Origin of the sequence: Nocardia sp. CA-119907, from assembly GCF_050955995.1 — a bacterium.
GTDB lineage: Bacteria > Actinomycetota > Actinomycetes > Mycobacteriales > Mycobacteriaceae > Nocardia.
On the sequence record NZ_CP192091.1, the window covers coordinates 5905626 to 5929649 of the forward strand.

A 24024-nucleotide genomic window follows, 5' to 3' on the forward strand; every position below is an offset into this window, starting at 1 on the left:
CAACGGAGTCGAGGTGCGGCTCGGCAGCCGTCAGTACGCGTCCAGCGGCGGGCAGGAGCAGACCAGGTTCCGGTCACCGTAGGCACCATCGATGCGACGCACGGCGGGCCACACCTTGCCCCGCGACGGATCGATACCGTGCGGGTACACCGCGATCTCCCGGCTGTACGGGTGGGCCCACTCCCCGACCAGGCAGGCCGCGGTATGCGGCGCGCCGCGCAGCGGATTGTCGTCCACCGGCCACACCCCCGCGGCGACCTGATCGATCTCGGCCCGGATCGCGATCATCGCGCGAATGAATTCGTCCAGCTCCGCGAGGTTTTCACTCTCGGTGGGCTCCACCATCAGCGTGCCAGCGACCGGGAAGCTCATGGTCGGCGCGTGGAATCCATAGTCCGCCAAGCGCTTCGCCACATCATCCACGGTGACACCGGTCCGCTTGGTGATATCACGCAGGTCGAGAATGCACTCGTGCGCGACCATCGAGTTCTCGCCGGTGTAGAGCACCGGGAAGTACTCGTTCAAACGACGCGCGATATAATTGGCCGACGCGATGGCGGTCAACGTCGCCGTGCGCAGACCATCGGCACCCATCATCCGGATGTAGGCCCAGGTGATCGGCAGAATCGAGGCCGAACCGTAGCGGGCCGCCGACACCGCGTGCGAATCCGTCTCCAGCGGATCACCCGGCAGGTACTTCGTCAGATGCGCACGCACCGCGACCGGGCCGACACCGGGACCGCCGCCGCCGTGCGGAATGCAGAAGGTCTTGTGCAGATTGAGATGGCTGACATCACCACCGAAGCGACCGGGACGGGCAAGGCCGACAAGCGCGTTCAGATTCGCCCCGTCGACGTACACCTGGCCACCGGCGTCGTGCACCAGCGCGCACAGCTCGGCGACCTCGTGCTCGTACACACCGTGCGTTGACGGGTAGGTGATCATGATGCAGGCCAGCCGCTCCGCGTGATCGGCGATCTTGGCGCGCAGATCGTCCAGATCCACATCACCGTTCGCGCGGCACTTCACGACCTCCACCCGCATGCCGACCATGGTCGCCGAGGCCGCGTTGGTGCCGTGCGCGCTGGAGGGAATCAGGCAGGTATCGCGGTGCGCGTCACCACGATCTAGGTGGTAGCGGCGGATCGCCAGCAGTCCGGCGTATTCGCCCTGGCTGCCCGCATTCGGCTGCAGGCTCACCGAGTCGTAGCCGGTGATCGCGGACAGCCAGTTCTCCAGATCGGTGATCACCTTCAGCAGACCGGGAGCGTCCTCGACCGGCGCGTACGGATGCACGCGGGCGAAGCCGGGCCAGGTGATGGCCTCCATCTCCGCGGTCGCGTTGAGCTTCATGGTGCAGGAGCCGAGCGGAATCATGCTGCGGTCCAAGGCGATATCCTTATCGGACAACCGCCGCAGGTAGCGCAACATCGCGGTTTCGGTGTGGTAGCTGGTGAATGCCGGATGGGTGAGGAAGTCCGAGGTGCGGGTCTCGATGGAGACCGCTGTCGTGGGCCCGCTCGTCTCGGAAGTCAGTGCGGTGCCGAAGGATTCGAGCACGGCGGCGACATGGGTCTCGGTGGTCGCCTCATCACAGGCGACACCGACATGATCCGCGTCGACCAGCCGCAGGTTGATACCGCTCGACTTCGCCTTCGCCACTACGGCTTCCGCGCCGCCGGGCACCCGCACCAGCAGCGTATCGAAGTAATTGTCGTGCACCACGGCACCATCGAGTCCGGCCGCGATGACCGCCGCCCGCCGATGCACGCTCTGGGCGATCTCGCGCAGTCCGTCGGGTCCGTGATAGCTCGCGTACATCGCGGCCACAATCGCCAGCAGCACCTGCGCGGTGCAGATATTCGAGGTCGCCTTCTCCCGGCGAATATGCTGCTCGCGGGTCTGCAGGGCGAGTCGATATGCCTGATGGCCGTCGGCGTCCACGGATACCCCGACGAGCCGCCCCGGCAGCTGACGCGCGTGCTTGGCATGCACCGACAGGTACCCGGCATGCGGACCACCGAAGCCCATCGGCACACCGAAACGCTGTGTGGTGCCGAAACATACATCCGCACCCTGCTCCCCCGGCGGCGTGATCAGCGTCAGCGCAAGCAGATCCGCGCCGACCGCGACCAACGCGCCCCGCTCGTGCGCCGCCTCGATCACCGGCCGCCAGTCCACGATCCGACCCGAAGCACCCGGAAGTTGAACCAGCACGCCGAAGTACTCGCCCTCGGGCAGTTCACCGCCGGACAGATCCGCCTCGACGATCTCGATTCCCAGCGGTTCGGCGCGGGTCTGCAGCACGGTCTTGGTCTGCGGGAACAGATCATCGGAGATCAGCAGGCGCGCGGAGGCGGATTTGCCCGCCCGGCGCAGCAACGTCATCGCCTCGGCGGCGGCGGTGGCCTCGTCCAGCATGGACGCATTGGCCACCTCCATCCCGGTCAGATCCGACACCATGGTCTGGAAGTTGAGCAGTGCCTCCAACCGCCCCTGGCTGATCTCGGGCTGGTACGGCGTATAGGCGGTGTACCAGGCCGGATTCTCCAGCAGGCTGCGCACCAGCACCGGCGGGGTCAATGTGTCGTAGTAGCCGAGCCCGATCATCGAGGTGGCGACGGTATTGGAATGAGCGAGCGCGGCCAGTTCGTCGAGCACCTCGTGCTCGGTCGCGGCGGGCGGCAGCACCTCCAGTCCGGAGCCGTCCAGAATGCTCGCGGGTAGCGCCGTGGTGGCGAGCTCGTCCAGCGAGCCGACGCCGACGACGTCCAGGATCCGGGCGAGTTCATCCCGGTCGGGTCCGATATGACGGTCGGCGAATGATCGAGTCACGACAAGCTCCCAAGGTCGGGCGGGTCGACCAACTGCGGTCGACGGGTACCGGCCCTCCCCCTCTGTCGTGGAGCCTGAGAGATTCGGGTGCCACGACGCAGGTGCCGTGACCCCTTTCCCCATGGGCGGGCAACCACCGCGTTGTGCGGAGTCGCCACTTTCCAGAGACGTCGAAGCCCGTACGGTCCCTTTTGCCTGAGAGATTGACGGGGAGGTGCTGCTCCTTCGGCGCCCGAACTCTTGTGAAGTCCGGAACTCTCCCGCACGGCGGCGACGCACCGCCAGTTTATGCCGCGCGCGCAATGAATGACGCCACCGGACCCCGGATGGGCGTGTAGCGCTCGTCACTTCGGCAGAAAGCCGAGTGCCCGCCGCCGTAGCGACGGGCACTCGATGCATCGGTCCCTAGCCGGTCTTCCGGTTCATCCGAGCCTTACGACGGAAGGACAGTTCGTCCTCCGGCCGTTCGCTCGCGCTGCCGCTCACGGCCCGCTCTGCCGGGAAGTTGGCGATGGCTCCGGTCAGTTCCCGCATGGCGCCGCTGACCGCGATTCCGAAGACGCCCTGCCCACCCTGCAGTAAATCGACTACCTCCTCGGGCGAGGTGCACTCGTACACCGACGTGCCGTCGGAGAACAACGTGATGCCCGCTAGATCCTGCACACCGCGGCTGCGCAGATGGTCGACGGCGATGCGAATGTTCTGCAGCGAGATACCCGCGTCCAATAGTCGCTTCACGATCTTCAGGACCAGAATGTCCTTGAACGAATACAGGCGCTGGCTACCCGAACCCGCGGCCCCACGGATGGACGGAACGACCAATCCGGTGCGCGCCCAGTAATCGAGCTGCCGGTAGGTGATCCCGGCGACCTGACATGCGCTCGGTACGCGGTAGCCGACCAAATCGTCGGGCACCGAATCATCCGGGAACAGGCCTGGCTGTACCACATCCTGCGATTGCTCTGCCACTGACCACTCCCTTGCTTCGCCGACGCCTAGCCTCATCGATGACCCGGCTCCGTCACGACCAACGACCGGCCGTAACGGACGTGGCCCAACTATCGAGATTACTCCCTGTGATTCTCCCGGGAGCGGCATCGTCGGACCAAACGCGACGCGCGGTAGGAGTCTCGACCTCTACTTCACCTCTAGAACAAAGGATTTGACCGATGGACCACCATCGCGCGGCTCAGCTGTCGGTGGCCTTGAAGTCGTCCGGCGAAACGGATTCGAGGAACTCCTTGAACTTCTCCACCTCGTCCTCGCGCTCGTCCGGCATGACCAGCCCGGCCTCTTCGAGCACCGGTTCCTCGGCATAGATCGGGCAACCCACCCGCAAGGCGATCGCTACCGAATCCGACGGCCGGGCCGAGACCCGCAGATCGTTGTCGAAGACCAAATCCGCGTAGAAGGTGCCCTCCTGCAGATCGACGATTCGCACTTCCTTGAGAGTGTGCCCGAGGTCGGCGATCAGGATCTTGATCAGATCGTGAGTCAGCGGACGGATCGGGGTCACCCCCTCTTGTTCGAGCACGATCGCGGTCGCCTCGGCCTGCCCGATCCAGATCGGCAGGTACCGGTCTCCGGACACCTCGCGGAGCAACAGCACGGGCTGGTTCTGTGGCTGCTCGACACGAATGCCGATAACGCGCATCTCACTCATCGCACTGCCTCCCAATGACTCGCCGGCCGCCCGGCATGACCGCTGCAGAGCTCGCCGTACCACGAGTCTAAGCGAACCGCGAGGCGACAAGCATTCCGTGTGCACAGCCGAAATCGGCGTGTTGCCCCTCTGGGACGCAAAGCGAAACCCGCCGGAAATCTCAGCCGCCGAGCGAAGACCGCACCGAAGCCTTCACCAGACAGGTGTGCAGCGTCAGTGACAGCGCCGCAAGTTCGCGTACCGTCTCCTCCGCGCGGGCCCGCGCACCGGCGTCGCGGCTCTTGGCGATCGGGGCCGCGATCTGCGCCACCAGCGCCGCCTCCCGATCCGCGGCCAGCTTGAAGGCGCGCAAATGCCGTGCCTCCAGCCCGAATTCGGCCATCGCCTTGGCGGTCTTGGCCAGTGTCACCGCGTCCGCGTCGAAAAATCCCGCGGCGCCCGGCGTGATCAGATTGGCCCGGATCAGATCGCTGAGAAATTTCTCGTCGATCTCGGCCTGGGCGAGCAGATCCGCGCGGGTCAGCCGGATTTCGTGATCGAATCGCAGCTCGTCGGGCGAGATCTCACCGGGTACGACACCGAGTTTGCGCGGCGCCGCGGTGCGGGCCGCGCTATGCGCCGAAGGTGTTGTGGTGGGCGCGGAGTCGGGCGGTGAATGCCCGGCCTCCGGCGCACCGCTGCGGCCGGAGTGCGCCCGGGCGCGGGCTTCCCGCACACCGAGCGTCGCCGCACCGCTGTCGATCGCTTCGAGCTGTTCCTTGATCACCTTCAAGGGCAGGTACTGATCGCGCTGTGCGGTCAGAACGAATCTGAGCCGTTCACAGTCCGCGATCGAGAACCTGCGATAACCCGACGGTGTGCGCTCGGGTCTGATCAGCCCCTCGGCCTCGAGGAACCGAATCTTCGAAATGGTGATGTCCGGAAAGTCCGGTCGCAGCAGGTCCAGCACGGAGCCGATCGACATGCCTCCGCGAGCCCACTGCGCCGCGCCCGTCATAGCACCGAGTCTTTCATGACACAGCGTTCTTCCCTGTCAACACCGCCGACACGCATAATCCGTGCCGCAGGAGTCACAGGCTGCCCGCACCCGCCGATGGCTCGTTCACCTGGGCCCGTGGTCCGGTGAGGAACACGAGGCGGAATTTGCCGATCTGTACCTCGTCACCGTTCTGCAGCTCCGAGGAGTCCACCGGCTCCCGGTTGACGTAGGTGCCGTTGAGGCTGCCCACATCGACCACCTGGAAGGAATCGTCGTCCTGCCGGAACTCGGCGTGCCGACGGCTGACGGTGACGTCGTCCAGGAAGATGTCACTGTCGGGATGGCGCCCCGCCGACGTGGTCGGCTGATCGAGCAGGAACCGCGAGCCCGCGTTCGGGCCTCGCTTGACGACCAAGAGGGCTGCACCAACGGGCAGACCCTCGACCCCTTGGACCGGCTGTTCGCCGGTCACCTCAGCGGAGCGCGACGCGTCGACCTCGTTCAGGAAATCCGCGCGGAAGACCGACGTCGTCTCGGCCGCGGTCTCCCCGTAACCCGGGTCTTTGTTCTCGCTCACCGTTTCTCTCCTCCTCGAACCTGATTATCCATGCAAGCAGGTGCTGCCTTCACCGCCACGACCTGGGGATCCTGACGCTAGAACACCGGCTGTCAAGCGCCGGCACATCTGTTGGCATTGACCGTACCCTGCCAGGGCGTACCCGTGCAGGTAGAACCGGGAAGGCTTGGTCAGCCCCCGATAACTCCTTGATAACCCGCGGCATCCAGCAGTGCACCGAGTGCCGCATCCGTGCTGGCCTCGTCGCTCAATTCGAGCTCGAAGATCCACCCGTCACCGTAGGGATCACTGTTCAACGTTTCCGGCGTCGACGTCAGATCCTCGTTCACCGCAACGACTTTCGCGGCGAGCGGGGCGTAGATGTCGGAGACGCTCTTGGTCGACTCGACCTCGGCGATGCTGTCCGCGGCAGCCACGTCCTTGTCCACATCGGGCAGCTGCACGAACACAACGTCACCGAGTTGAGACTGGGCGTAGTCGGTGATCCCCACCCGAACCCGGGTCGGGCCGATCCGCCGCACCCATTCGTGTTCCTCGGTGTAGCGCAGATCCTCGGGGGTCTGGGTCACAGGCCGTCCTTTCCTCGATCGGCAGATCGTTGTCGAGCGACCTGCGGGCAGTCACCACTGATCGTTTCGAGCGACCCGCAACAGGCCGCTACGGGTGTACAAGGCAACTCTAATCGCTACTCACTGCGGTGTGGCACAGCCGGTATCGCTCGCGCGACGGCGAAAGCCTTCCATAGGTAGAGCACGCCGGTCCACACGTACACCGTCGTGCCCCAGACCAGGAATGCCCCGCCGAAGGCGCGGCCGAAACCTGCCAGCGCCCAGTCCATCTGACCGGCCAGCAGCCACGGCAGCGCGGACATCAAACCGAAGGTGGCCGCTTTGCCCAGGTAGATGACCTCAGGCGGGTCGAGTTCACGGCGTTTGTACACCGAAAGAGTCAGCGCGAGGATGGCGTCACGACCGATCAGGATCACCGCGACCCACCAGGGCAGCAGCCCGCGGATCACGAAGGCGGCCAGCGTGGTCACCAGGTACAGCCGGTCCACGAACGGGTCGAGCAGCGCGCCGAGCCGCGAGGACTGGTCGAGCAGCCGGGCCAGCTTGCCGTCCAGGAAGTCGGTGACACCGCTGGCCACCAGCAGTGCGAACGCCCAGCCATCGGCCCGGACCACCAGCAGCAACCACAGGAACAGTGGAACGCCGACCAGTCGCAGCACACTCAGGACATTGGGGACGGTGAGGATGCGGTCGGCGAAGATGCCGCCGACGGCCGGGTCGTCATCGCCCATGCCGGAGTCGGCGCGCTCGCCCGGTTCCGTCTTCCCCGATTCGGTTGCCACAGCCCCGTGCATACCGCACCGACCCCGGTTCACGCCATCCGGGCACGCCGGTTGCGGACACTTTCGCGCACCGGCAGGCTGGTTTTTCGAGCGACTTGCAAGCAGTCGCCAACAGCGCATTACGCCACATCGCAGCCGGTGACAGAATGAGTGTGAAACCATCTCATCTGGTTGCGCACAGGCTGCCGCACGGTTCAGAGAGGGAAACCATGCCCGCATTCGACTACGACGTGGTAGTGATCGGCTCCGGATTCGGCGGCAGCGTGAGCGCGCTGCGCCTCACCGAGAAGGGCTACCGGGTCGGCGTACTGGAAGCGGGTCGCCGCTGGCCCGCCGAGGACATCCCGAAGACGAATTGGAATGTGCGCAAATCGATCTGGGCCCCACGGCTCGGGATGACCGGACCACAGCGGATCAGCATCCTCGGCAAATGCGCGGTCTTCTCCGGCGCTGGCGTCGGCGGTGGTTCGCTCATCTACGGCAACACCCTCTACGAGCCGCTGCCGAACTTCTACACCGATAAGCAGTGGGCCCATATCACCGACTGGAAGACCGAACTCGCGCCGTACTACGACCAGGCTCAGCGCATGCTGGGGGTGGCGCCCAATCCGCGGATGACACCGGCCGATGAGGTGATCAAGGAGATCGCCGACGATCTGGGTGTCGGCAGTACCTTCCACCCCACCAATGTCGGTGTGTTCTTCAACGAGGCCGATCCCGGCACCGAGGTCGATGATCCGTACTTCGGCGGCGCGGGCCCGCGGCGACGCGGCTGTGTGCACTGCGCGCAATGTTTCACCGGCTGCCCGAACAATGCCAAGAACACCACCACGACGAATTATCTCTACCTGGCCGAAAAGGCCGGGGCCGAAGTGCATCCGCTCACCACCGCGACCGCGGTGCGGCCACTGTCCGGTGGCGGCTACGCGGTCGAGACCGAACGCTCGGATCGCTGGATCCGCAAGCAGCGCAAGACCTTTACCGCCGAGCAGGTGGTATTCGCCGGTGCCGCGCTCGGCACCCAGAAGCTGCTGCACAAGATGCGCGATGAGGCCGTACTGCCCAACCTGTCGCCGCGCCTGGGTGAACTGACCCGCAGCAACTCCGAGGCCATCCTCAATGTGGTGAGCCGCGCACGCCGCGATTTCGCCGAGGGCATCGCGATCACCTCCTCCATCCATCCGGAGGCCGATACCCATATCGAGGTATGCCATTACGGCAAGGGGCAGAACGCGCTGTTCCCGATGTCGGTGCCGATCGTGGACGGCGGCGCATTCCGATTCCTGCGCTTCCTGCTGGCAATCGTGTTGCACCCGCTGGTGTTCCTGCGCAGCCTCAATGCCCGCCACGCCTCGGAGAAGTCGGTGATCCTGCTGGTTATGCAGTCGCTGGACAATTCGCTGACCTCCTACCGCAGGCGCGGGCAGTTGAAGACCAGACAGGGCACCGGCGAACCGAATCCGACCTGGATTCCGCTGGCCCACGATATCGGCCGCCGATTCGGCGCCAAGGTCAACGGCGATACCCACGGCCTGATCATGGACGTGCTGAACATCCCGGCCACCGCGCACTACATCGGCGGCTGCGTGATCGGCGAGGGTCCGGAGGCCGGTGTGGTCGACCCGTATCAGCGGGTATTCGGGCATCCCGGGCTGCATATCGCCGATGGTTCCGCGGTCACGGCGAACCTCGGGGTCAATCCGTCGCTGACCATCACCGCACAGGCCGAGCGCGCAATGGCGTTCTGGCCCAATAGGAACGAGGCCGATCCGCGCCCGGAACTCGGTACCCGGTACCGGCGGATCTCCCCGGTCGCGCCGAAACATCCCGCGGTGCCAGCGGCAGCACCCGGTGCGTTGCGGTTGCCGATCACGCCTGCTGATCCGGTCGTCCCCGCGACCTGACCAAGCCAACGCGCACCCGTCGCCCGACCACCACCACCCCTCATCGAACCGCTACGCGATGCCGAATATTCGGGGCCGCGAACACGCCGCGCCACAGGTGCGGCAAAATGTCACAGTGTTGGACGGTGGTATCAATCTTCGGTCGTACGTCCCCGCCGAGGAGGTGCGCGCCCGCGGACGCGCACTGCGGCAGCGGGTTCCGGTCACCGCGCGGGACCGGGCGGCCGCCGGGTCCGAGCGGCCGGATGTGCTGGAATTCCTGGCGGCCAGCAATGCCGGCCGGTTGCCGCATCTGGTGCCGCTGCGGATGGGCCGGATGATCGCCTCGCCGTTCACCTTCTATCGCGGCGCGGCCGGTCTGATGGCCGCCGATCTGGCGGGCAGTCCGGACAGCGGCCTGTCCGCCCAGCTCTGCGGTGACGCGCACGCCGCGAATTTCGGCCTGTACGGCACGCCGCGCGGCGAAATCGTCATGGACATCAATGATTTCGACGAAACCATTGTCGGTCCGTGGGAGTGGGATCTGGAGCGGCTGGCCGCCAGCCTGGTCTTGGCGGGCCGCGAAGGCGGTGCGGCCGAAGACGATTGCGTGCGAGCCGCCCGTGATGCCGCGCGGTCGTATCGGCTCACCATCGATCATCTGGCCGACCAACCGTTCATGGAGTCCTGGAGCGCGCTGCCGGATGAGTCGATCCTGAGTCGGGCCAGGGCAGACGATCTGCTCGACGACTTCAAGAAGGCCGCGAAGAAGGCGCGCAAGAACACCAGCGCCAAAGTGGTCGAGAAGTGGACCGAACATTTGGAGGATCACCAGACCGGGATCAGCAAGCACCGATTCGTGAGTGACCCACCGATTCTCACCCCCGTCGACGATAAGGTCGCCGAGGAGATCATCGACGGACTCGAACGCTACGGCGACACCCTGCGCGAGTCCCGGCGCAATCTGCTGGCTCGATTCGCGGTGTCCGATATCGCCTTTCGCATCGTCGGCACCGGCAGCGTCGGCCTGCACAGCTATGTCGCGCTGCTGCACGGCAACGACGGCGAGGCGCTGGTGCTGCAGCTGAAGCAGGCCGATCCCTCCGCCTTGCGACCGTTCCTGCCGGTGCCGCGGCCGCGGCACGAGGGAGAGCGAATTGTGCAGGGCGCCAGGCTGGTTCAGTCCGAAACCGATATCCTGCTCGGATGGACCACACTGCGCTTGGAAACCGGTGAACTGCCGTTCACGGTGCGGCAGTTCCGCAATATGAAGGGCAGTATCGATCCGACGGAGCTGTCATCGGAGGACCTCGACGACTACGGCAGGCTGGCGGGTGCACTGCTGGCCCGCGCGCATTCGCGCTCCCTCGATCCGCGGCTGCTCGCCGGGTACCTCGACGGCGACGCGGCTTTCGAGGACGCCATCGCACGCTACGCGGTCCGCTATGCCGATCGGACCGAGTCCGACCACGCCGTATTGGTCCAGGCGGTGCGGGCTGGAAAGATCGCAGTGGAACATCCGCAGTGACACGCCGCGTCTGGTCGCAGGCGCGGCGAACCGGGCCGTGTTGTCCGTATCCTTGCCACCATCGAGTGTTGACGTGAAGGGCGGTCGCGAATGCTCGTGCGAGTACAGAACCCGGCAGGCACCAATGCCGAGCGGGCGCTGATCGACTGGCTGCGCACCTGGAAGGATCCGGCCAGCCCGCACGGGGTGGCCACGGTCAATTGCAGTCTGTTCCACAATGATCGGCTGCACCAGTTCGATGCCGTGGTCTGGACCCCGACCAGTTGTGTGGTGATCGAGGCCGAGGCACTGGTGGCACGCCAGGACGGGGTGCTGGAGGTGCCGCTCAGCGGTCCGTGGACGATCTCCGGCCAGCCCATCGCCATCGAGGCCCGCGATCGCCGCACCCCGCTGGACAAATCGCGCGAACACACACTCGCGCTGCAGAACTGGCTGGCCGCACGCGGTCTCGGCCAACGCGCGGTGCACGGTGTCGCGCTGATCGTTCCGCTGCGCGGTGCCGAGCTTTCGGTGAAGCAGGAGTGGAGCGATCCGAGTTTCGATGTGATCCTCGGCACCGAACCCGACCGGCTGCGACACTATTTCGAGACGCTGGCCGAATCCGAGAAGAACATCCACCTGTGGACCGCCAACGATGTCGCGGTGGCTTTCCGCAGTCTCGGCATCCTGCCCTATCTGCCCGCCCCACAGGATCTGATCAACGAGGGTTTCCTCGGGCCGATCGATATCTCCCTGTGGCACGGCGGCCCGCAGCAGGCGCAGGCGGAGGCCTATGCCGCGGAGCTCGCGGAGGCCGAGAAGAACGCCGACGCACCGGCCATCGTCATCGAAGCGCCCTGGTACAGCCCGTGGAAGCTGTATCCGCGGCAGGCGGGCGATATGGACCTCGGACGCGCGTTCATGCGCATTGCCCTGGCGGCGGGCATGCTGATCGCCTTCGCATGGGTGATCTGGTTCGTGATCACCGCGGTATTGACCTACGGGCCGGGGTGATGTCGCGCGGGTCCGATGGCGGTCGGCTGCTCGTCGATCGGCTGGGCGCCGGGTCCGCGTTCGACCAGCAGTGCGACATGTAGTCGCGAGGGGCAGTCCAGTTTGAGCATCACTTGGCGGACATGGTTGACCACCGTCCATTCCGAGATCCGCAGCTGTGTCGCGATCATCCGATTCGTCATGCCGGTCGCGACCAGCACCGCGATTTCCCGCTGTCGATTGGTGAGCGCGTCCAGCGGCGATTCGACTGGTTCGGTCAGCGTGGGCGCGGTGCGCGCGTAGGCCACCGCATCCGACAGGCTCATTCGCGCACCCGCGGCCGTCGCATCGCGAAACCCGGACTCGTCCGGCGTATTTCGGTGCTCGGTGAGGCGCTGATCGCGGTCCAGTTGCGGAATGCCGTGTGCCGCACGCAGATGCCGGGCGGCGACCGCGAGGGTCGCAGCGTGCTCACCACCGACACCGGCGCGGTAGTAGGCACGAGCACAGCCCTCCAGCGCGGTAATCGCGCAGAGCACCTGAGCGGCCAGCTCATCGTGTGCGAGCACCTCGCGATACAGCTCTTGGGCGCGGGCGGCGGTCTCGGGCCCGAGTTGGGTCCGTGCCAGCATCAGCAGTGCCTCCAGCTGGATCGGAGTATCGAACTGCCGCAGCCGATCTCGCAGTGTCGACCAGGTTGTGTCGTCGGGTCGCGGCGGGTCCGGGAGCTCGAGCAGAGCGGCGCTGACATCGAGCCACCAGGACCACGGCGACGCCAGATCCGCGGCCCGTGCGGTCGCCAGTGCGTGTGCCGCGGCCGCGTGCTCGCCGCGTAGCCGCAGCGCCGGTGCCAGCAGTACCGCGCACCGCCCCGCGCCGACTGGATTGTCGAATCGCTGATATGCCGCAACGGCATTGGTGAGAATTTCGACCGCCCGCGCGATCCGCCCCGACCGCAAGGCCAAATTGCCCAGCAACTCCAGACATCGGGGGGCCGCCTCGCCGGGCGTACCCGGGCCCCGGTCCCCCGATGTCAGCGCGTTGGCGAGCACGGTCTCGAGTTCGATCAGATAGCCGTGCTGAATCCACGCGCATTGCAGCGCGGACGCGGTGCCGATGGCACGTTCGGCGTCGCCGGTGGCGATCAGATGCCGCACCACCGAGAGCACATCGCGCAGCCGATCACCCGCGAGCGCCAGTGCGTCGGCGCGGTACTCGCGCTGGTGCATGCGGGCGCCGAGCAGCTGGGCCAGTTCGCAGATCCGATCGACGTGCTCACGTCGAATTCCCTCGGCGCGTCGCGAATCCATGTGCAGCGCGGTGCGGCAGCAGGCGCGGACCGTACTGACGAATCGATACCCGACGGCACCGGTTTCCAGCGCCGTATGGTGCAGTAGGCTGCGATCGACGAGTTCGGCCAGCGCGACACCGGTTCGCTCCGCATCGGCGGTGCCGAGGAGGCAGGCGATTTCGGTATCGATCGTCGACTCGCACAGCGACAGTCGCAGTAGCAGATCGAGTACGTCGGGATCGAGGTCGGCCAGACTCCACGCAACCGCGGCATGCATCGTCCGATGCCGCGCGGGCACATCGACAAAGGGCGACTCGAGCAGATCCTGGCCCGCCGAGATGCGCTGGAGCGTGCCGACCGGTCCGAGCCGGGAGATGGTGGCGGCGGCCAGTTCCAGCGCCAGCGGGACGCCGTCGAGTGCGCGGACGATCTCGTCGAGCACCAAACGGTCGGCGAGCGCGGCGGCCTCGAGGTAGTGGCTATCGATGCTGGCCAGCAGCAGTTGCGCGCCGGGCGATGCGGCCGGATAGTAATCGCCGGTGCCGTCACCGGTCGGCAGCGGCGAAATGCACAGCACGCATTCGTGATACAGGTGCAGCGGCACCCGACTCGTCACGATGATCACCAGCTGCGGACAGCGTTCGAGCAGCCAGGCGATATCGGTTGCCAGCTGGGCGGCGACGCGATCGCAGTTGTCCAGCAGCAGAAGTGCCCGGCAGGAGTCGATCCTGGCCGCCAGTACCGTGAGTGCGGTCCGCGCATCGGTGCGCGGGCGTTCGACCACCCCCAGCGGCCGCTGCCCCGATGCGTCCAGCACCGCGTGCCACGCGCCCGCGCGATCAACGGCCTCGCCGAGGTCCGCGACCGAATCCAGACAGGAACGGAACTCACTGTCCGCCAGCACTTCTCGGGCCAGCCTGCTCTTGCCGACGCCCGCGGTGCCGGTGAGGGTGAGCAGGCGGACCCGCGGATCGGTCAGCAGTCGTCCGATCTCGACGTGCTCGGCATCCCTGCCGACGAGGCTCGGCAGCCGGTAGCTCCCCGATGGCGGTAGCGCAGAGCTGTGGTCAACCATGGTGGCCCCCTCGCAGGTTGTCGCGATCCCACAGTATCCGACGACTTCGGCTGACACCGTAGGAAATTCATCGCGGCCGCAGGCGCAGTTCATCTGCGTCGTGCGCGTCGGATCCTGCGTCCGATCCGGTCCGTTCGGTCTGAGGACGCGACGGCGCATCGGCCGGGTGCGTCGAGATAGCGTGAGGAGGTTCCGCTTTGCCTGCTGCCACGTGTACCGTCACGATCGCCCGTCCATCGGCGAGGTGTTCGCTTTCTTCGCCGATGCCGCCAATAGCACCCGCTGGCGAGCGGGGGTCGAGAAGATCACCGCCGATGCCCCGCCCCTCGTGGGCACCGTGTATCGACAGCGGGTGGCCGGACCGGGCGGCCGGACCGTATCGGCCGATGTGCGGATCACCGAATTCGAGCCCGAGCGAAAGATCGTCCTGCAGGGCATCTCGGGACCGCTGCGACCGATCGTCGAGTACACCTTCGAAGCTATCGATGGCGGAACCCGGGTGACATTCTCGCTGGCCGCGTCGCTGACGGATCTGAAGAAGCTGCTCATGGCCGCGGCGGTGCAGCGGACCATGGACGCGGAGGTCGCCGGTTCGAGCGGCCAAGACGCTGCTGGAGTCCGACGAGGCCTGATCGCGTTCGATCCGTACGGACCTGATCGCGGGTGAGCCCGCGACCGATGGCGCCGATGCGCGGGTGCCCTATCGTCGAGCGGTGATCGTGGAGTGGAAGGTGGTCGGGTGGCTCGGCCGGGTCCGAGCGCACCTCATCGCGCTGTGTGTGGTGCTCATCGGCCTCGGCATCGCGGTTACGCTGCCGCTGACTTTTCCCCGCGATGGCGGTTCCACCGATCTCGATCGCGCGCTCGCCGAGCCGATCCATTCGGCGATGGACGACCGTCCCGGCATCTACCAGGCGCTGGTGATCCCGAGCAATGGCTACATCCTGATCCCGCTGCTGCTCGCGGCCGCCGCCTGGTTCGGCTATCGGGGGCAGTGGCGCCGCGCCGCGACGATGGTGGTGCTTCCGGAGGTCGTGGTCGGGCTCAACAGCTGGGTGCTCAAACCGCTCTGGGATCGACCGCTGCACGACTATCTCGCGTATCCGAGCGGCCATACGGTGCATCTGGTCGCGATAGCGTCCACATTCGTGCTGCTGACCGACTCGGTGCGAGCCCGGGTGAGCTCTGTCGTGACCGCCACCGTCGCGCTGCTCTGCGCCGCGGTCGGCATGATCGGACTCGGCTACCACCTGCCCACCGATATCCTCGGCGGCACGGCCGCGGCGATCGCGCTGGTCACCGCATGCTGGCGACCGGCCGACCGCCTGCTCGAGCCGAACGGACGAGTTCACCCGGCCGCTCGCAGCCGCTACCCGCGCTGATCGCGGTGTGCCGCAACGCTATACGGTCGTCCGGACGGTCGTCCGATCGAAGACGCTGGCATCGTCGAGCAGCTCCGCCCGCAGCATGCTCTCCGGCACACCCAAGCCCTCGACCAGGGTGAGCGCGTCCGGGCGCAGCCGGTCGACGAGTTCATTGACGCCGCGGCGCACCGCCTTCGCGCGTTCGACCGACATGAACCGGTGCATGATGAACCAGGCCTGATTCTCCTCGAGCATCGAGTAGACATAGAGGTCGCAGACGGTTTCGGCGAGCTCGCGCGCCGCCGGATCCTCGATGCCGGCAATGCCCTCGATGAACTCCTCGAGAATCAGCCGGTCGATATGCGCGGTGCCCGCGGCGAGGATGTGGTCCTGCGCGTTATTGAATGCCTCGAACGGGGTGGTGTCCTTGGCGCGGGCACGCAGCCGGTGCCCCGCGGTGCGCACCAGATAGTCCTCACGGTCGGCGAACAGCTGCAGTTGCACCGAGCGGCGGGACAGGTCGCCGTCGTCGACGGTATCGTCGCTGCGGTCGCGCAGCGTCTGGATCAGTTGGCGCACACCGGAACGCTTGCGCACCACATCACCGGCCATTGTCGCGGCGAAGCGCACCCAGCCGAGCGCGTCCAGATCGCGGATCTCATCGGAATAGGCGGTGAGCAGTTCCTTGGCCACCAGCTGGGTGAGCACCACATTGTCGCCTTCGAAGGTGGTGAACACATCGGTATCGGCCTTGAGCGTGACCAGGCGGTTCTCGGTGAGATAGCCCGCCCCGCCGCAGGCTTCGCGGCATTCCTGGATCGCGCGTGTCGCGAATCTGGTCTGCGCCACCTTGAGTCCGGCGGCCCGCTTCTCCAGGGCGCGCTGTGCGCCGGGCTCGAGATCCTGACCGGTCTGCACCAGATGCATCCTGCGGACCAGATCGTTCTGGGCGAACGCGAGTGCGTACGACCGGGCGATCAATGGCAGCAGCCGCCGCTGATGACTGCGGTAGTCCAGCAGCAGGGTCTCCCGACCGCTGTCCGGATCGGAGAACTGACGACGCTTCAGCGCATACCGCGTGGCAATGCTCAACGCCACCCGCGCACCGGCCGCCGCCGCACCACCGACGCTGACCCGCCCGCGCACCAAAGTGCCGAGCGTGGTGAAGAATCGGCGGCTCGGATTCTCGATATCGGAGCTGTAGGTGCCGTCGGGTGCGACATCGGCATACCGGTTGAGCAGGTTCTCGCGCGGAATGCGGACCTGATCGAAGACGATGCGACCGTTGTCGACGCCGGGCAGACCGCCCTTGAGGCCATCGTCGTAGCTGGTCACGCCGGGCAGATCGGTGCCGTGCTCATCGCGGATCGGCACCAGGAAACAGTGCACGCCCTGGCTCGTCCCCTGGGTGATCAGCTGCGCGAAAACCGCTGCCATCCTGGCATGTTCGGCCGCGCCGCCGATGTAGTCCTTGCGCGCCGACGGTGTCGGCGAATGCACGACGAACTCCTGGGTCGCGGGATCATAGGTCGCCGTGGTCTCCAGATTCGCGACATCGCTGCCGTGCCCGGATTCGGTCATCGCGAAGCAGCCGAGCAGATCCAGCGAGATCAGGCGCTCGACCACATCCCGATGCCGCTCGGTCCCCAGGTTCTCCACGGCACCGCCGAACAGGCCCCACTGCACACCGGATTTCACCCACAGCGACAGGTCCGCATAGGCCAGCATCTCCAACCCGACCACCGCCGCCCCGGGCTCCCACGTGCCTCCGTGCTCGCGCCGGAAACCGCCCTCCGCGTAGCCCATCGTCGAGATGACCCGCATCTGCTCGAGCACCCGGGCCCTGGCCGCGTGGTAGTCGAGATAGGGGTCTCCGGAAAATCGGTCGTCGGCCAGTTGTACCCGGGCTTCGGCGCGCACCGCGCGCCATGGGCCGTCGAGCGCATCGCGCAGGTGGTCCGATGTCGAGGGAGTCTCGGTGTCAGCCATGGCACCGACACTAGCGTTTCACCAACGTCCCGCGACGGGCCCGCGCTGATGGCACACTCCCCTCAGTGACCGCCCGCAAAGCGCTGACCTGCGGATTCGTCCTTCACAAATATCGTGACATGACATCTTCGCCGAGCCCTTGCCCTGCGATTGAACACGTGTTTAATATACTAAACATGTGTTCAACCAGAGAGCCGTACCGCAAGGACCCGCCGAGCTAGGAGGCGCAGCGTGACGCCGACCCCGAATTCGGATCTCACCACCGCCGCACGCATTCGCGATATCGCGATCGAGGTATTCGGTGACAACGGATTCCAGGTCGGAGTGCGCGCGATCGCCACAGCGGCCGGTGTCTCCCCCGGACTGGTCAACCATCACTTCGGCTCCAAGGACGGCCTGCGGGCCGCCTGCGACGAGCGGGTGCTGGAGTTGATCCGGGACCAGAAGTGGAAGACCGCCACCGAGACGAACGTCGCGAAAAGCATGCTCACCGCGATGTCCGAGATCGAGGCATACGGCCCACTGGTCGCCTATATGGTGCGCAGCCTGCAAGCGGGGGGGCCGTTGGCCGAATCCCTACTCGAGCACATGATCTCGGATGCCGAGGAGTACATCCAGGCAGGCGTCGAGGCGGGCACCATCAAGCCGAGCCGCGATCCGGCCGCGCGAGCCAGATATCTCACGACAGTCAATGTCGGCGCGACCGTCCTGTACTTCACCCTGCTGCAACAACGCGGCGAAAAGCTCGACTACCGCAAGCTCGTTCGCACCATGACCGAGGAGTTCATGCTGCCCGCCGCGGAGCTCTACGCCCAGGGATTCCTGACCGACCCAACGATTTTGGACACCCTTACCAAGGAGACCTGATGTCCGACATCATCGAAGTTCGCGATCTGCACAAGAACTTCGGCCACTTCGCCGCCCTGAACGGGCTGGATCTCGCGGTCCGCGAGGGCGAAATCCATGGCTTCCTCGGCCCGAACGGCGCGGGGAAGTCGACCACCATCCGTATCCTGCTCGGAATCCTGCGCGCCAGCTCCGGCGAGGTCCGGCTGCTCGGGCGCGACCCGTGGACCGATGCGGTCGAATTGCATCGCGAAATCGCTTATGTACCAGGCGATGTCACACTGTGGCCGTCGCTGTCCGGCGGTGAGACCATCGACCTGCTCGCCCGGATGCGCGGTGACATCAACCCGCAGCGTCGCACCGAACTCATCGAGCGCTTCGACCTGGATCCGCGCAAGAAGGCGCGCACCTACTCGAAAGGCAACCGGCAGAAGGTCGCATTGATCTCCGCGCTCGCCTCCGACGTGCGCCTGCTGCTGCTCGACGAACCGACCTCGGGCCTGGATCCATTGATGGAGCAGGTCTTTCGCGAATGCGTCGAAGAGGCGAACCAGCGCGGCACCACGGTCCTGCTCTCCAGCCATATCCTCTCCGAGGTGGAGGTGCTGTGCGACCGGGTGACCATCATCCGGGCCGGGCGCACGGTCGAAAGCGGATCGCTATCGGATATGCGGCATCTGTCGCGCACCTCCATCACCGCCGAATTGCTCGGCGACCCGGGCGATCTCAGCCGTATCCCGGGTGTCGAGGACATCGAACGCGATGGTTCGACGCTGCGCTGCCAAGTGGACGGGGAACATCTCGGTGCGCTGATCCGGATCCTCGGCGATGTCGGGGTGCGCAGCCTCACCAGTGCGCCGCCGACGCTGGAGGAGCTGTTCCTGCGGCACTACCACGTCGACGGCGCGACGTCCGAGCAGGCGGGCGCGACGATGGAGAAGGTGGGATCATGACAACCGCAACCGTGGGCGGCCGGCATTACACCGCGCCCGCCGCGCGCGGGTCGGCCGACTTCGCCGGTACCACCCGAATGCTGCGACTGTTCCTGCGGCGCGACCGAATCGTATTGCCGCTGTGGGTATTCGCCTTCGGACTGCTGCCCGCCTTCTATGTCGGCAGCGCCAAGGCCGTCTACACCACGCAGGCCGACCTCGATCATGCGGCGAAGTCGGTCATGGAAAGCCCGGCGCTCGTTGCCATGTACGGGCCGGTCTTCAGCACCGACCTCGGCTCGGTAGGACTGTGGAAGGCCGGGCCGTTCTACGCGATGATCGCGATCGCGACGATCCTCACCGTCATCCGGCACACCCGGGTCGAGGAGGAGACCGGTCGCGCGGAGTTGGTCGGCGCCACCAGCATCGGCCGCTACGCGGGGTTGACCGCCGCCATGATCATGACGGCGACCGGCTGTCTGGTCGTCGCCATCTCGAGCGCCCTCGCGCTCTACAGCAGTGACCTGCCCGCCGCCGGTTCGCTGGCCTACGGTGCGACGCTCGGCGGTTCCGGTCTGGCCTGGGCCGGGGTCGCGGCCATCGCGGCACAGGTGAGCGTGGGTGCGCGGGTCGCGCGCGGGGTGGCGTTCGGCGCGCTCGGCACGGCCTTCGCCGTGCGCGCGGTCGGCGATGCGGGAAATGGTGTGCTGTCGTGGTTTTCGCCGCTCGGCTGGTGCATCAATATGCGGCCGTATGCGGATGAGCGCTGGTGGATACTGATCCCGCTGCTCACTGTCGGCATCGTGACCACCGTGGCGGCGTATATGCTTCTGCGGCAACGTGATACGGGCTCGGGCCTGCTCGCCGAGCGGCCCGGCGCGCCGGTCGCGGCACCCATGCTCTCCGGTCCCTCGGGGCTGGCGTGGCGGCTGCAGCGCGGCTCGCTGCTGGCCTGGTCCATCGGCTTCCTGCTCTACGGATCGCTGATGGGCGGCGCCATCAACAGCGTCGGCGACATGCTCGACAACAGCAAGCAGATCCGCGATGTGATCAACCGGATGGGCGGCACGGATGTGCTGCAGAATTCCTTCATCACCTTTGCCCTGAGCATGTTGGCCATCGCGGCATCGGCCTACTCCATCTCGGCCGTGCTGCGATTGCATGACGAGGAGTCGAGCCAGCGCGCCGAGGCCACCCTGGCCGGATCGGTGAGCCGAGTGCGCTACGCGCTCAGCCACATCGGCATCGCACTGGTCGGCCCGGTGGTACTGCTGCTCGTAGCCGGCGCGGCGGTCGGCATCATCTACGGGATATCGGACGACGATCTCGCGGGCAAGCTCGGTGACTGCCTGGGCGCGGCAGCGGTACAAGTGCCCGCCGTGTGGGTGCTCACGGGCATTGCCGTGACGATCTACGGTGTCGCGCCCCGCTACACCCCGGTCGCCTGGGGCGTACTCAGCGCGATGATCACCATCTTCGTCATCGGCTCCCTCGACGGACTGCCGCAGTGGATCCGCGACCTGGTCCCCTTCGTGCATCCGCCGAAGCTTCCCGGATCGTCCTTCCAAGCCACGCCGATCCTGTGGCTACTCGGCATCGCGGTCGTGCTACTCGGAGTCGGGATCGCGGCCTTCCGCCGCCGCGACCTGCGCTGACCATCGATAAAACCATTGCCCCGTCACGAGTTTCAGCTCGTGACGGGGCTGTTATTCCCGCTGTCGCGTGACCCGCCGGTTCGGACGATCGGTCACGTCGATGGGCGTTTTCAGCAATGGGAACACCGGCATTCGATGGGTAACCTCTGCTGCTTATCAAAGCGAAACAAGCAGATGAGTCAATGTCGAGATTTTCTCACCGCGTTATCCGACTGGCCGCAGCGACCGCAGCAGCGTTGCTCGGACTCTCCGTAGCCGCGTTACCCGCGCAGGCACAGCAGAGTCCGCAATCACCGCAGTATGCGCCGACCATGCTGATCCTGGATGCCTCCGGCTCCATGCAGCGACCGGATCCGGCGGGCACCATGATGGACGCCGCCAAGAATGCCGTCCGTTCATTCGTCAGCACAGCACCGGCCGAGGCCGAAGTGGGACTGACCGTTTACGGCACCGGAACCGGAAACAGCGAGGCGGAAAAGGCATCCGGCTGCCGTGACGTCCAGATCCTGCACAAACCCGAAACCCTGGACCGCGGCGCGCTCACCAGCGCCGTCGACGGGATCAAGGCCAGTGGCTGGACCCCCATGGGCACCGCATTGCGACGCGCGGCCGAAACCCTGCCGAAATCCGGACCACGCGCCATCGTGCTGGTCTCCGACGGCGACGACACCTGCTCGCCGCCCGATCCCTGTGCGGTAGCAGGGGAATTGAAGCAGCAGGGCCTCGACCTCGTGGTGCACGCCATCGGTTTCGCGGTCGACGCCAAGGCCCGCGCCCAACTCACCTGCATGGCCCAGGCCACCGGCGGCACCTACAGCGACGCCGCCGACGGCCCCGCCCTCGAACGGACCCTGCCGCGGATATCGTCGGCGGCGCTGCGCAACTACCGGGCGGTCGGCACCCCGATCACCGGTACCGCGACCTACGCGGCGGCGCCGGTCGTAACGCCGGGTCAGTATCTGGACACCGTCGGTCAGAAGGAAAAGCGTTACTGGGCAGTGGATGTCCCGGCGGGCGCGACCGCGTATTTCAGCGGCACGCTGTCCTTCCCGAGACTGCCCGATATCTCCTCGACCGAGGACATCAACTCACTGCAATTGCGCGTCTACGGAGCCGACGGCGAGGACTGCAATGTCTTCGAATCGGCGATCTCGACCAAATCCAGTGACGGGGTCGCACTCACGGTGGCCAAGGCCTTCGACGGCGCGACCAAGGAACGCACCGGCGGCGACAACTCCGATAAGTGCAAGGGCGGCGGACGCTACTACTTCCAACTGAACTGGGACAAGGTCTCCGCCGGTGTGCCGGAACGACTTCCGATCGAATTGCTGGTCGGCATCGAACCCGCGGTGACCGACGCCGGTCCGGTCGCGATCGCACCGCCGACGACTTTCGTCGAACCGAGCGGCAGCGGCACACCCGTATCCGGCGGCTCGTCCTTCACCGTGGCCAGCACGCTGCGCGGCAGCGGTCGCTACACGGATACGCTCCGACAAGGCGAATTCGTGTTCTATCGAGTCAGACTCGACTGGGGTCAGGGCCTGGCGTATCGGGTTCACTTCGGGGCCAATGGCGGTCGTGGACTCGATAGTCTGTCCAATATCCGCACCACCCTCTACAGCCCCATCCGCGAGGAGATCGATTCGGACTTCTCGGCCTACACCGGCACCGACGGTGTGCTGCCGACGAACAAGGCAATGGCCACCGTGCCGATTCGCTACAGCAACCGCAAGGCCGACCAGTTGCCACCGCGCAGACAGGCCGTGGCGGGCTGGTACTACATCGCCGTCAAGCTCGGCGCCAGCTTCGAACACGGCGAAGCCCGTCCGGTGCCGGTGCAGTTGGATCTCACCGTCACCGACACCCGGGAGGGCGGCCCGAGGTACGAGACCACCGTCGGCGGTGGTGTCTTCGGCGAGAATTCCACCGGCACGAAGACGCCGACGAGCAGCGGCACCACGGCCGTGGCAGCGGAATCGACTGCTTCCGAATCGAGTTCGTCGACCGGAAAGATCGTGATCGCCCTGATCGGCGTCGTGGTCATCGGCGCGGTCGGCGCGATGATCGGATTCGTCGTCGCACGGCGGCGACTCGGTTAGTGCCGTGCGAAAGCCCGCTGATACCGCGATGTCAGCGGGCTTGCGACCGAGCGCTCAACCTGCCGCTGCGATACCCAGCTTCCCAGCCAGGCGAGTCAAATACGCGCGGACATCATCGGCATCACGATCCGGCAGCCCGAAGACCGCCTCGGTAACGCCCAATTCGGCCCATTGCGCGAGCTGCGCGGCATCGTGGCGTCCGGCCAGTGCGATGATCTCGGGAGCGCCCTCGCGTTCGTGCTCGCGCCAAACCCGGTGCAGCAGTTCGATCTTCTCACCGAGTCCGTCCTCGGTGGGGGTGGTGAGCCAGCCGTCGGCGTTCTTGGCCAGCCAGGTGAACGACTGCTCGGTCCCGGCCGCGCCGAGGATCACCGGAATCCGTTTCTGCATCGGCTTGGGCCAGGACCAGCTCGGTCCGAAGTTCACGAACTGACCCGCGAAGCTGGCCTCCTCATCGGACCAGAGCGCGCGCATGGCATCGAGGTGTTCCCGCAGCACCGTCCTGCGCTTGTTCGCCGGGACCCCGTGATGGGCCATTTCGTCGGTGTTCCAACCGAATCCGACGCCGAGGCTGACCCGGCCGCCGGACAGATGGTCCAGTGAGGCGAGGGTTTTGGCGAGGGTGATCGGATGGTGTTCGGCGGGCAGTGCGACCGCGGTGGACAGCGTGATCCGACTGGTGACGGCCGCGGCGGTGGCCAGCGCGACCCAAGGGTCCAGCGTGCGCAGATAGCGGTCGTCGGGCAGGCTCGCATCCCCGGTGCGCGGATGCGCGGCCGCCCTGACCACCGGGATGTGGGTGTGTTCGGGCACGTAGAACGCGTCGAATCCGGCCTGCTCGGCGGCCGCGGCCGCATCGGCGGGCGTTATGCCCCGGTCACTGGTGAACAACACAATTCCGTACCGCACCGTACCCGCTCCCATTCGCTCGCGACTGCTGCCCGGCCGCTCGATGTATCAGCAAATTAGAACAAGTTCTACCACT

19 protein-coding genes and 1 riboswitch are annotated in these 24024 nt (G+C 66.3%); of the genes, 9 read left to right on the plus strand and 10 right to left on the minus strand.

All coding sequences use genetic code 11. The features are described from left to right. Positions 1–30 precede the first annotated feature (30 nt). The 7 genes from gcvP to ACQP2D_RS26090 all read right to left on the minus strand — a co-directional run bounded on the left by gcvP (position 31) and on the right by ACQP2D_RS26090 (position 7354). A complete protein-coding gene (gcvP, locus tag ACQP2D_RS26060; RefSeq protein ID WP_433678540.1) occupies positions 31–2835 on the minus strand; it encodes an aminomethyl-transferring glycine dehydrogenase in 2805 nt (934 codons plus the stop codon). A gap of 172 nt (positions 2836–3007) precedes the next feature. Continuing rightward, positions 3008–3108, minus strand: a riboswitch (glycine riboswitch). A gap of 132 nt (positions 3109–3240) precedes the next feature. Next, a complete protein-coding gene (locus ACQP2D_RS26065; RefSeq protein WP_330254661.1) occupies positions 3241–3840 on the minus strand; it encodes a MerR family transcriptional regulator in 600 nt (199 codons plus the stop codon). Positions 3841–4024: 184 nt separating this feature from the next. Then, positions 4025–4498, minus strand: coding sequence for a bifunctional nuclease family protein (locus ACQP2D_RS26070; protein ID WP_433678541.1), 474 nt, complete (start codon positions 4496–4498; stop codon positions 4025–4027). Positions 4499–4658: 160 nt separating this feature from the next. Then, the gene (gene ftsR / locus ACQP2D_RS26075) at positions 4659–5495 is read right to left on the minus strand and encodes a transcriptional regulator FtsR (protein ID WP_433678542.1); all 837 of its coding nucleotides are present in this window, start codon (positions 5493–5495) and stop codon (positions 4659–4661) included. A 73-nt stretch (positions 5496–5568) separates the two neighbouring features. Further along, positions 5569–6054 (minus strand): oxoglutarate dehydrogenase inhibitor Odhl, encoded by a 486-nt coding sequence (odhI, locus tag ACQP2D_RS26080; RefSeq protein ID WP_354956478.1) that lies wholly within the window; start codon positions 6052–6054, stop codon positions 5569–5571. Between the two features lie 170 nt (positions 6055–6224). Then, the gene (gene gcvH / locus ACQP2D_RS26085; RefSeq protein WP_433678543.1) at positions 6225–6623 is read right to left on the minus strand and encodes a glycine cleavage system protein GcvH; all 399 of its coding nucleotides are present in this window, start codon (positions 6621–6623) and stop codon (positions 6225–6227) included. Positions 6624–6739: 116 nt separating this feature from the next. Next, entirely contained in the window at positions 6740–7354 is a 615-nt protein-coding gene (locus ACQP2D_RS26090) for a CDP-alcohol phosphatidyltransferase family protein (RefSeq protein WP_433685766.1), read from the minus strand. Positions 7355–7614: 260 nt separating this feature from the next. Between ACQP2D_RS26090 and ACQP2D_RS26095 the strand changes: the two genes are divergently transcribed. The 3 genes from ACQP2D_RS26095 (at position 7615) to ACQP2D_RS26105 (ending at position 11809) form a co-directional block, all read left to right on the plus strand. Beyond that, positions 7615–9309 carry a GMC oxidoreductase gene (locus ACQP2D_RS26095; RefSeq protein WP_433678544.1) on the plus strand — a complete coding sequence of 565 codons (1695 nt, stop codon included), beginning with the start codon at positions 7615–7617 and terminating at the stop codon, positions 9307–9309. A gap of 115 nt (positions 9310–9424) precedes the next feature. Then, complete coding sequence (locus ACQP2D_RS26100) at positions 9425–10816, plus strand: DUF2252 domain-containing protein (protein WP_433678545.1); 1392 nt, start codon at positions 9425–9427, stop codon at positions 10814–10816. Between the two features lie 90 nt (positions 10817–10906). Beyond that, positions 10907–11809 (plus strand): nuclease-related domain-containing protein, encoded by a 903-nt coding sequence (locus ACQP2D_RS26105; RefSeq protein WP_433678546.1) that lies wholly within the window; start codon positions 10907–10909, stop codon positions 11807–11809. On the opposite strand, the gene ACQP2D_RS26110 is transcribed toward ACQP2D_RS26105, so the two are convergent. Continuing rightward, positions 11794–14154 (minus strand): helix-turn-helix transcriptional regulator, encoded by a 2361-nt coding sequence (locus ACQP2D_RS26110; protein ID WP_433678547.1) that lies wholly within the window; start codon positions 14152–14154, stop codon positions 11794–11796. The two genes, ACQP2D_RS26105 and ACQP2D_RS26110, sit on opposite strands and share 16 nt — an antisense overlap. 211 nt (positions 14155–14365) lie before the next feature. Between ACQP2D_RS26110 and ACQP2D_RS26115 the strand changes: the two genes are divergently transcribed. Both ACQP2D_RS26115 and ACQP2D_RS26120 read left to right on the plus strand, forming a co-directional pair. Then, positions 14366–14821: an SRPBCC family protein gene (locus ACQP2D_RS26115; protein WP_433678548.1), complete on the plus strand. Its 456-nt coding sequence runs from the start codon at positions 14366–14368 to the stop codon at positions 14819–14821. Between the two features lie 46 nt (positions 14822–14867). Further along, positions 14868–15536 carry a phosphatase PAP2 family protein gene (locus ACQP2D_RS26120; protein WP_433678549.1) on the plus strand — a complete coding sequence of 223 codons (669 nt, stop codon included), beginning with the start codon at positions 14868–14870 and terminating at the stop codon, positions 15534–15536. Between the two features lie 18 nt (positions 15537–15554). Here ACQP2D_RS26120 and ACQP2D_RS26125 read toward each other — a convergent pair whose 3' ends face one another. Beyond that, entirely contained in the window at positions 15555–17507 is a 1953-nt protein-coding gene (locus tag ACQP2D_RS26125; protein ID WP_433678551.1) for an acyl-CoA dehydrogenase family protein, read from the minus strand. A 231-nt stretch (positions 17508–17738) separates the two neighbouring features. Here ACQP2D_RS26125 and ACQP2D_RS26130 point away from each other — a divergent pair, with 231 nt between their 5' ends. The 4 genes from ACQP2D_RS26130 to ACQP2D_RS26145 all read left to right on the plus strand — a co-directional run bounded on the left by ACQP2D_RS26130 (position 17739) and on the right by ACQP2D_RS26145 (position 23039). Next, entirely contained in the window at positions 17739–18374 is a 636-nt protein-coding gene (locus tag ACQP2D_RS26130) for a TetR family transcriptional regulator (protein ID WP_433678552.1), read from the plus strand. After that, positions 18374–19306, plus strand: a complete 933-nt coding sequence (locus tag ACQP2D_RS26135) for an ABC transporter ATP-binding protein (protein WP_433678553.1) — start codon at positions 18374–18376, stop codon at positions 19304–19306. The genes ACQP2D_RS26130 and ACQP2D_RS26135 overlap by 1 nt, the downstream gene beginning before the upstream one ends. Continuing rightward, entirely contained in the window at positions 19303–20940 is a 1638-nt protein-coding gene (locus ACQP2D_RS26140; protein ID WP_433678554.1) for an ABC transporter permease, read from the plus strand. Before ACQP2D_RS26135 ends, ACQP2D_RS26140 begins: the two co-directional genes overlap by 4 nt. A gap of 182 nt (positions 20941–21122) precedes the next feature. Continuing rightward, positions 21123–23039 (plus strand): vWA domain-containing protein, encoded by a 1917-nt coding sequence (locus tag ACQP2D_RS26145; RefSeq protein WP_433678555.1) that lies wholly within the window; start codon positions 21123–21125, stop codon positions 23037–23039. A 54-nt stretch (positions 23040–23093) separates the two neighbouring features. Here ACQP2D_RS26145 and ACQP2D_RS26150 read toward each other — a convergent pair whose 3' ends face one another. After that, a complete protein-coding gene (locus ACQP2D_RS26150; RefSeq protein WP_433678556.1) occupies positions 23094–23948 on the minus strand; it encodes a TIGR03619 family F420-dependent LLM class oxidoreductase in 855 nt (284 codons plus the stop codon). Positions 23949–24024 lie beyond the last annotated feature (76 nt).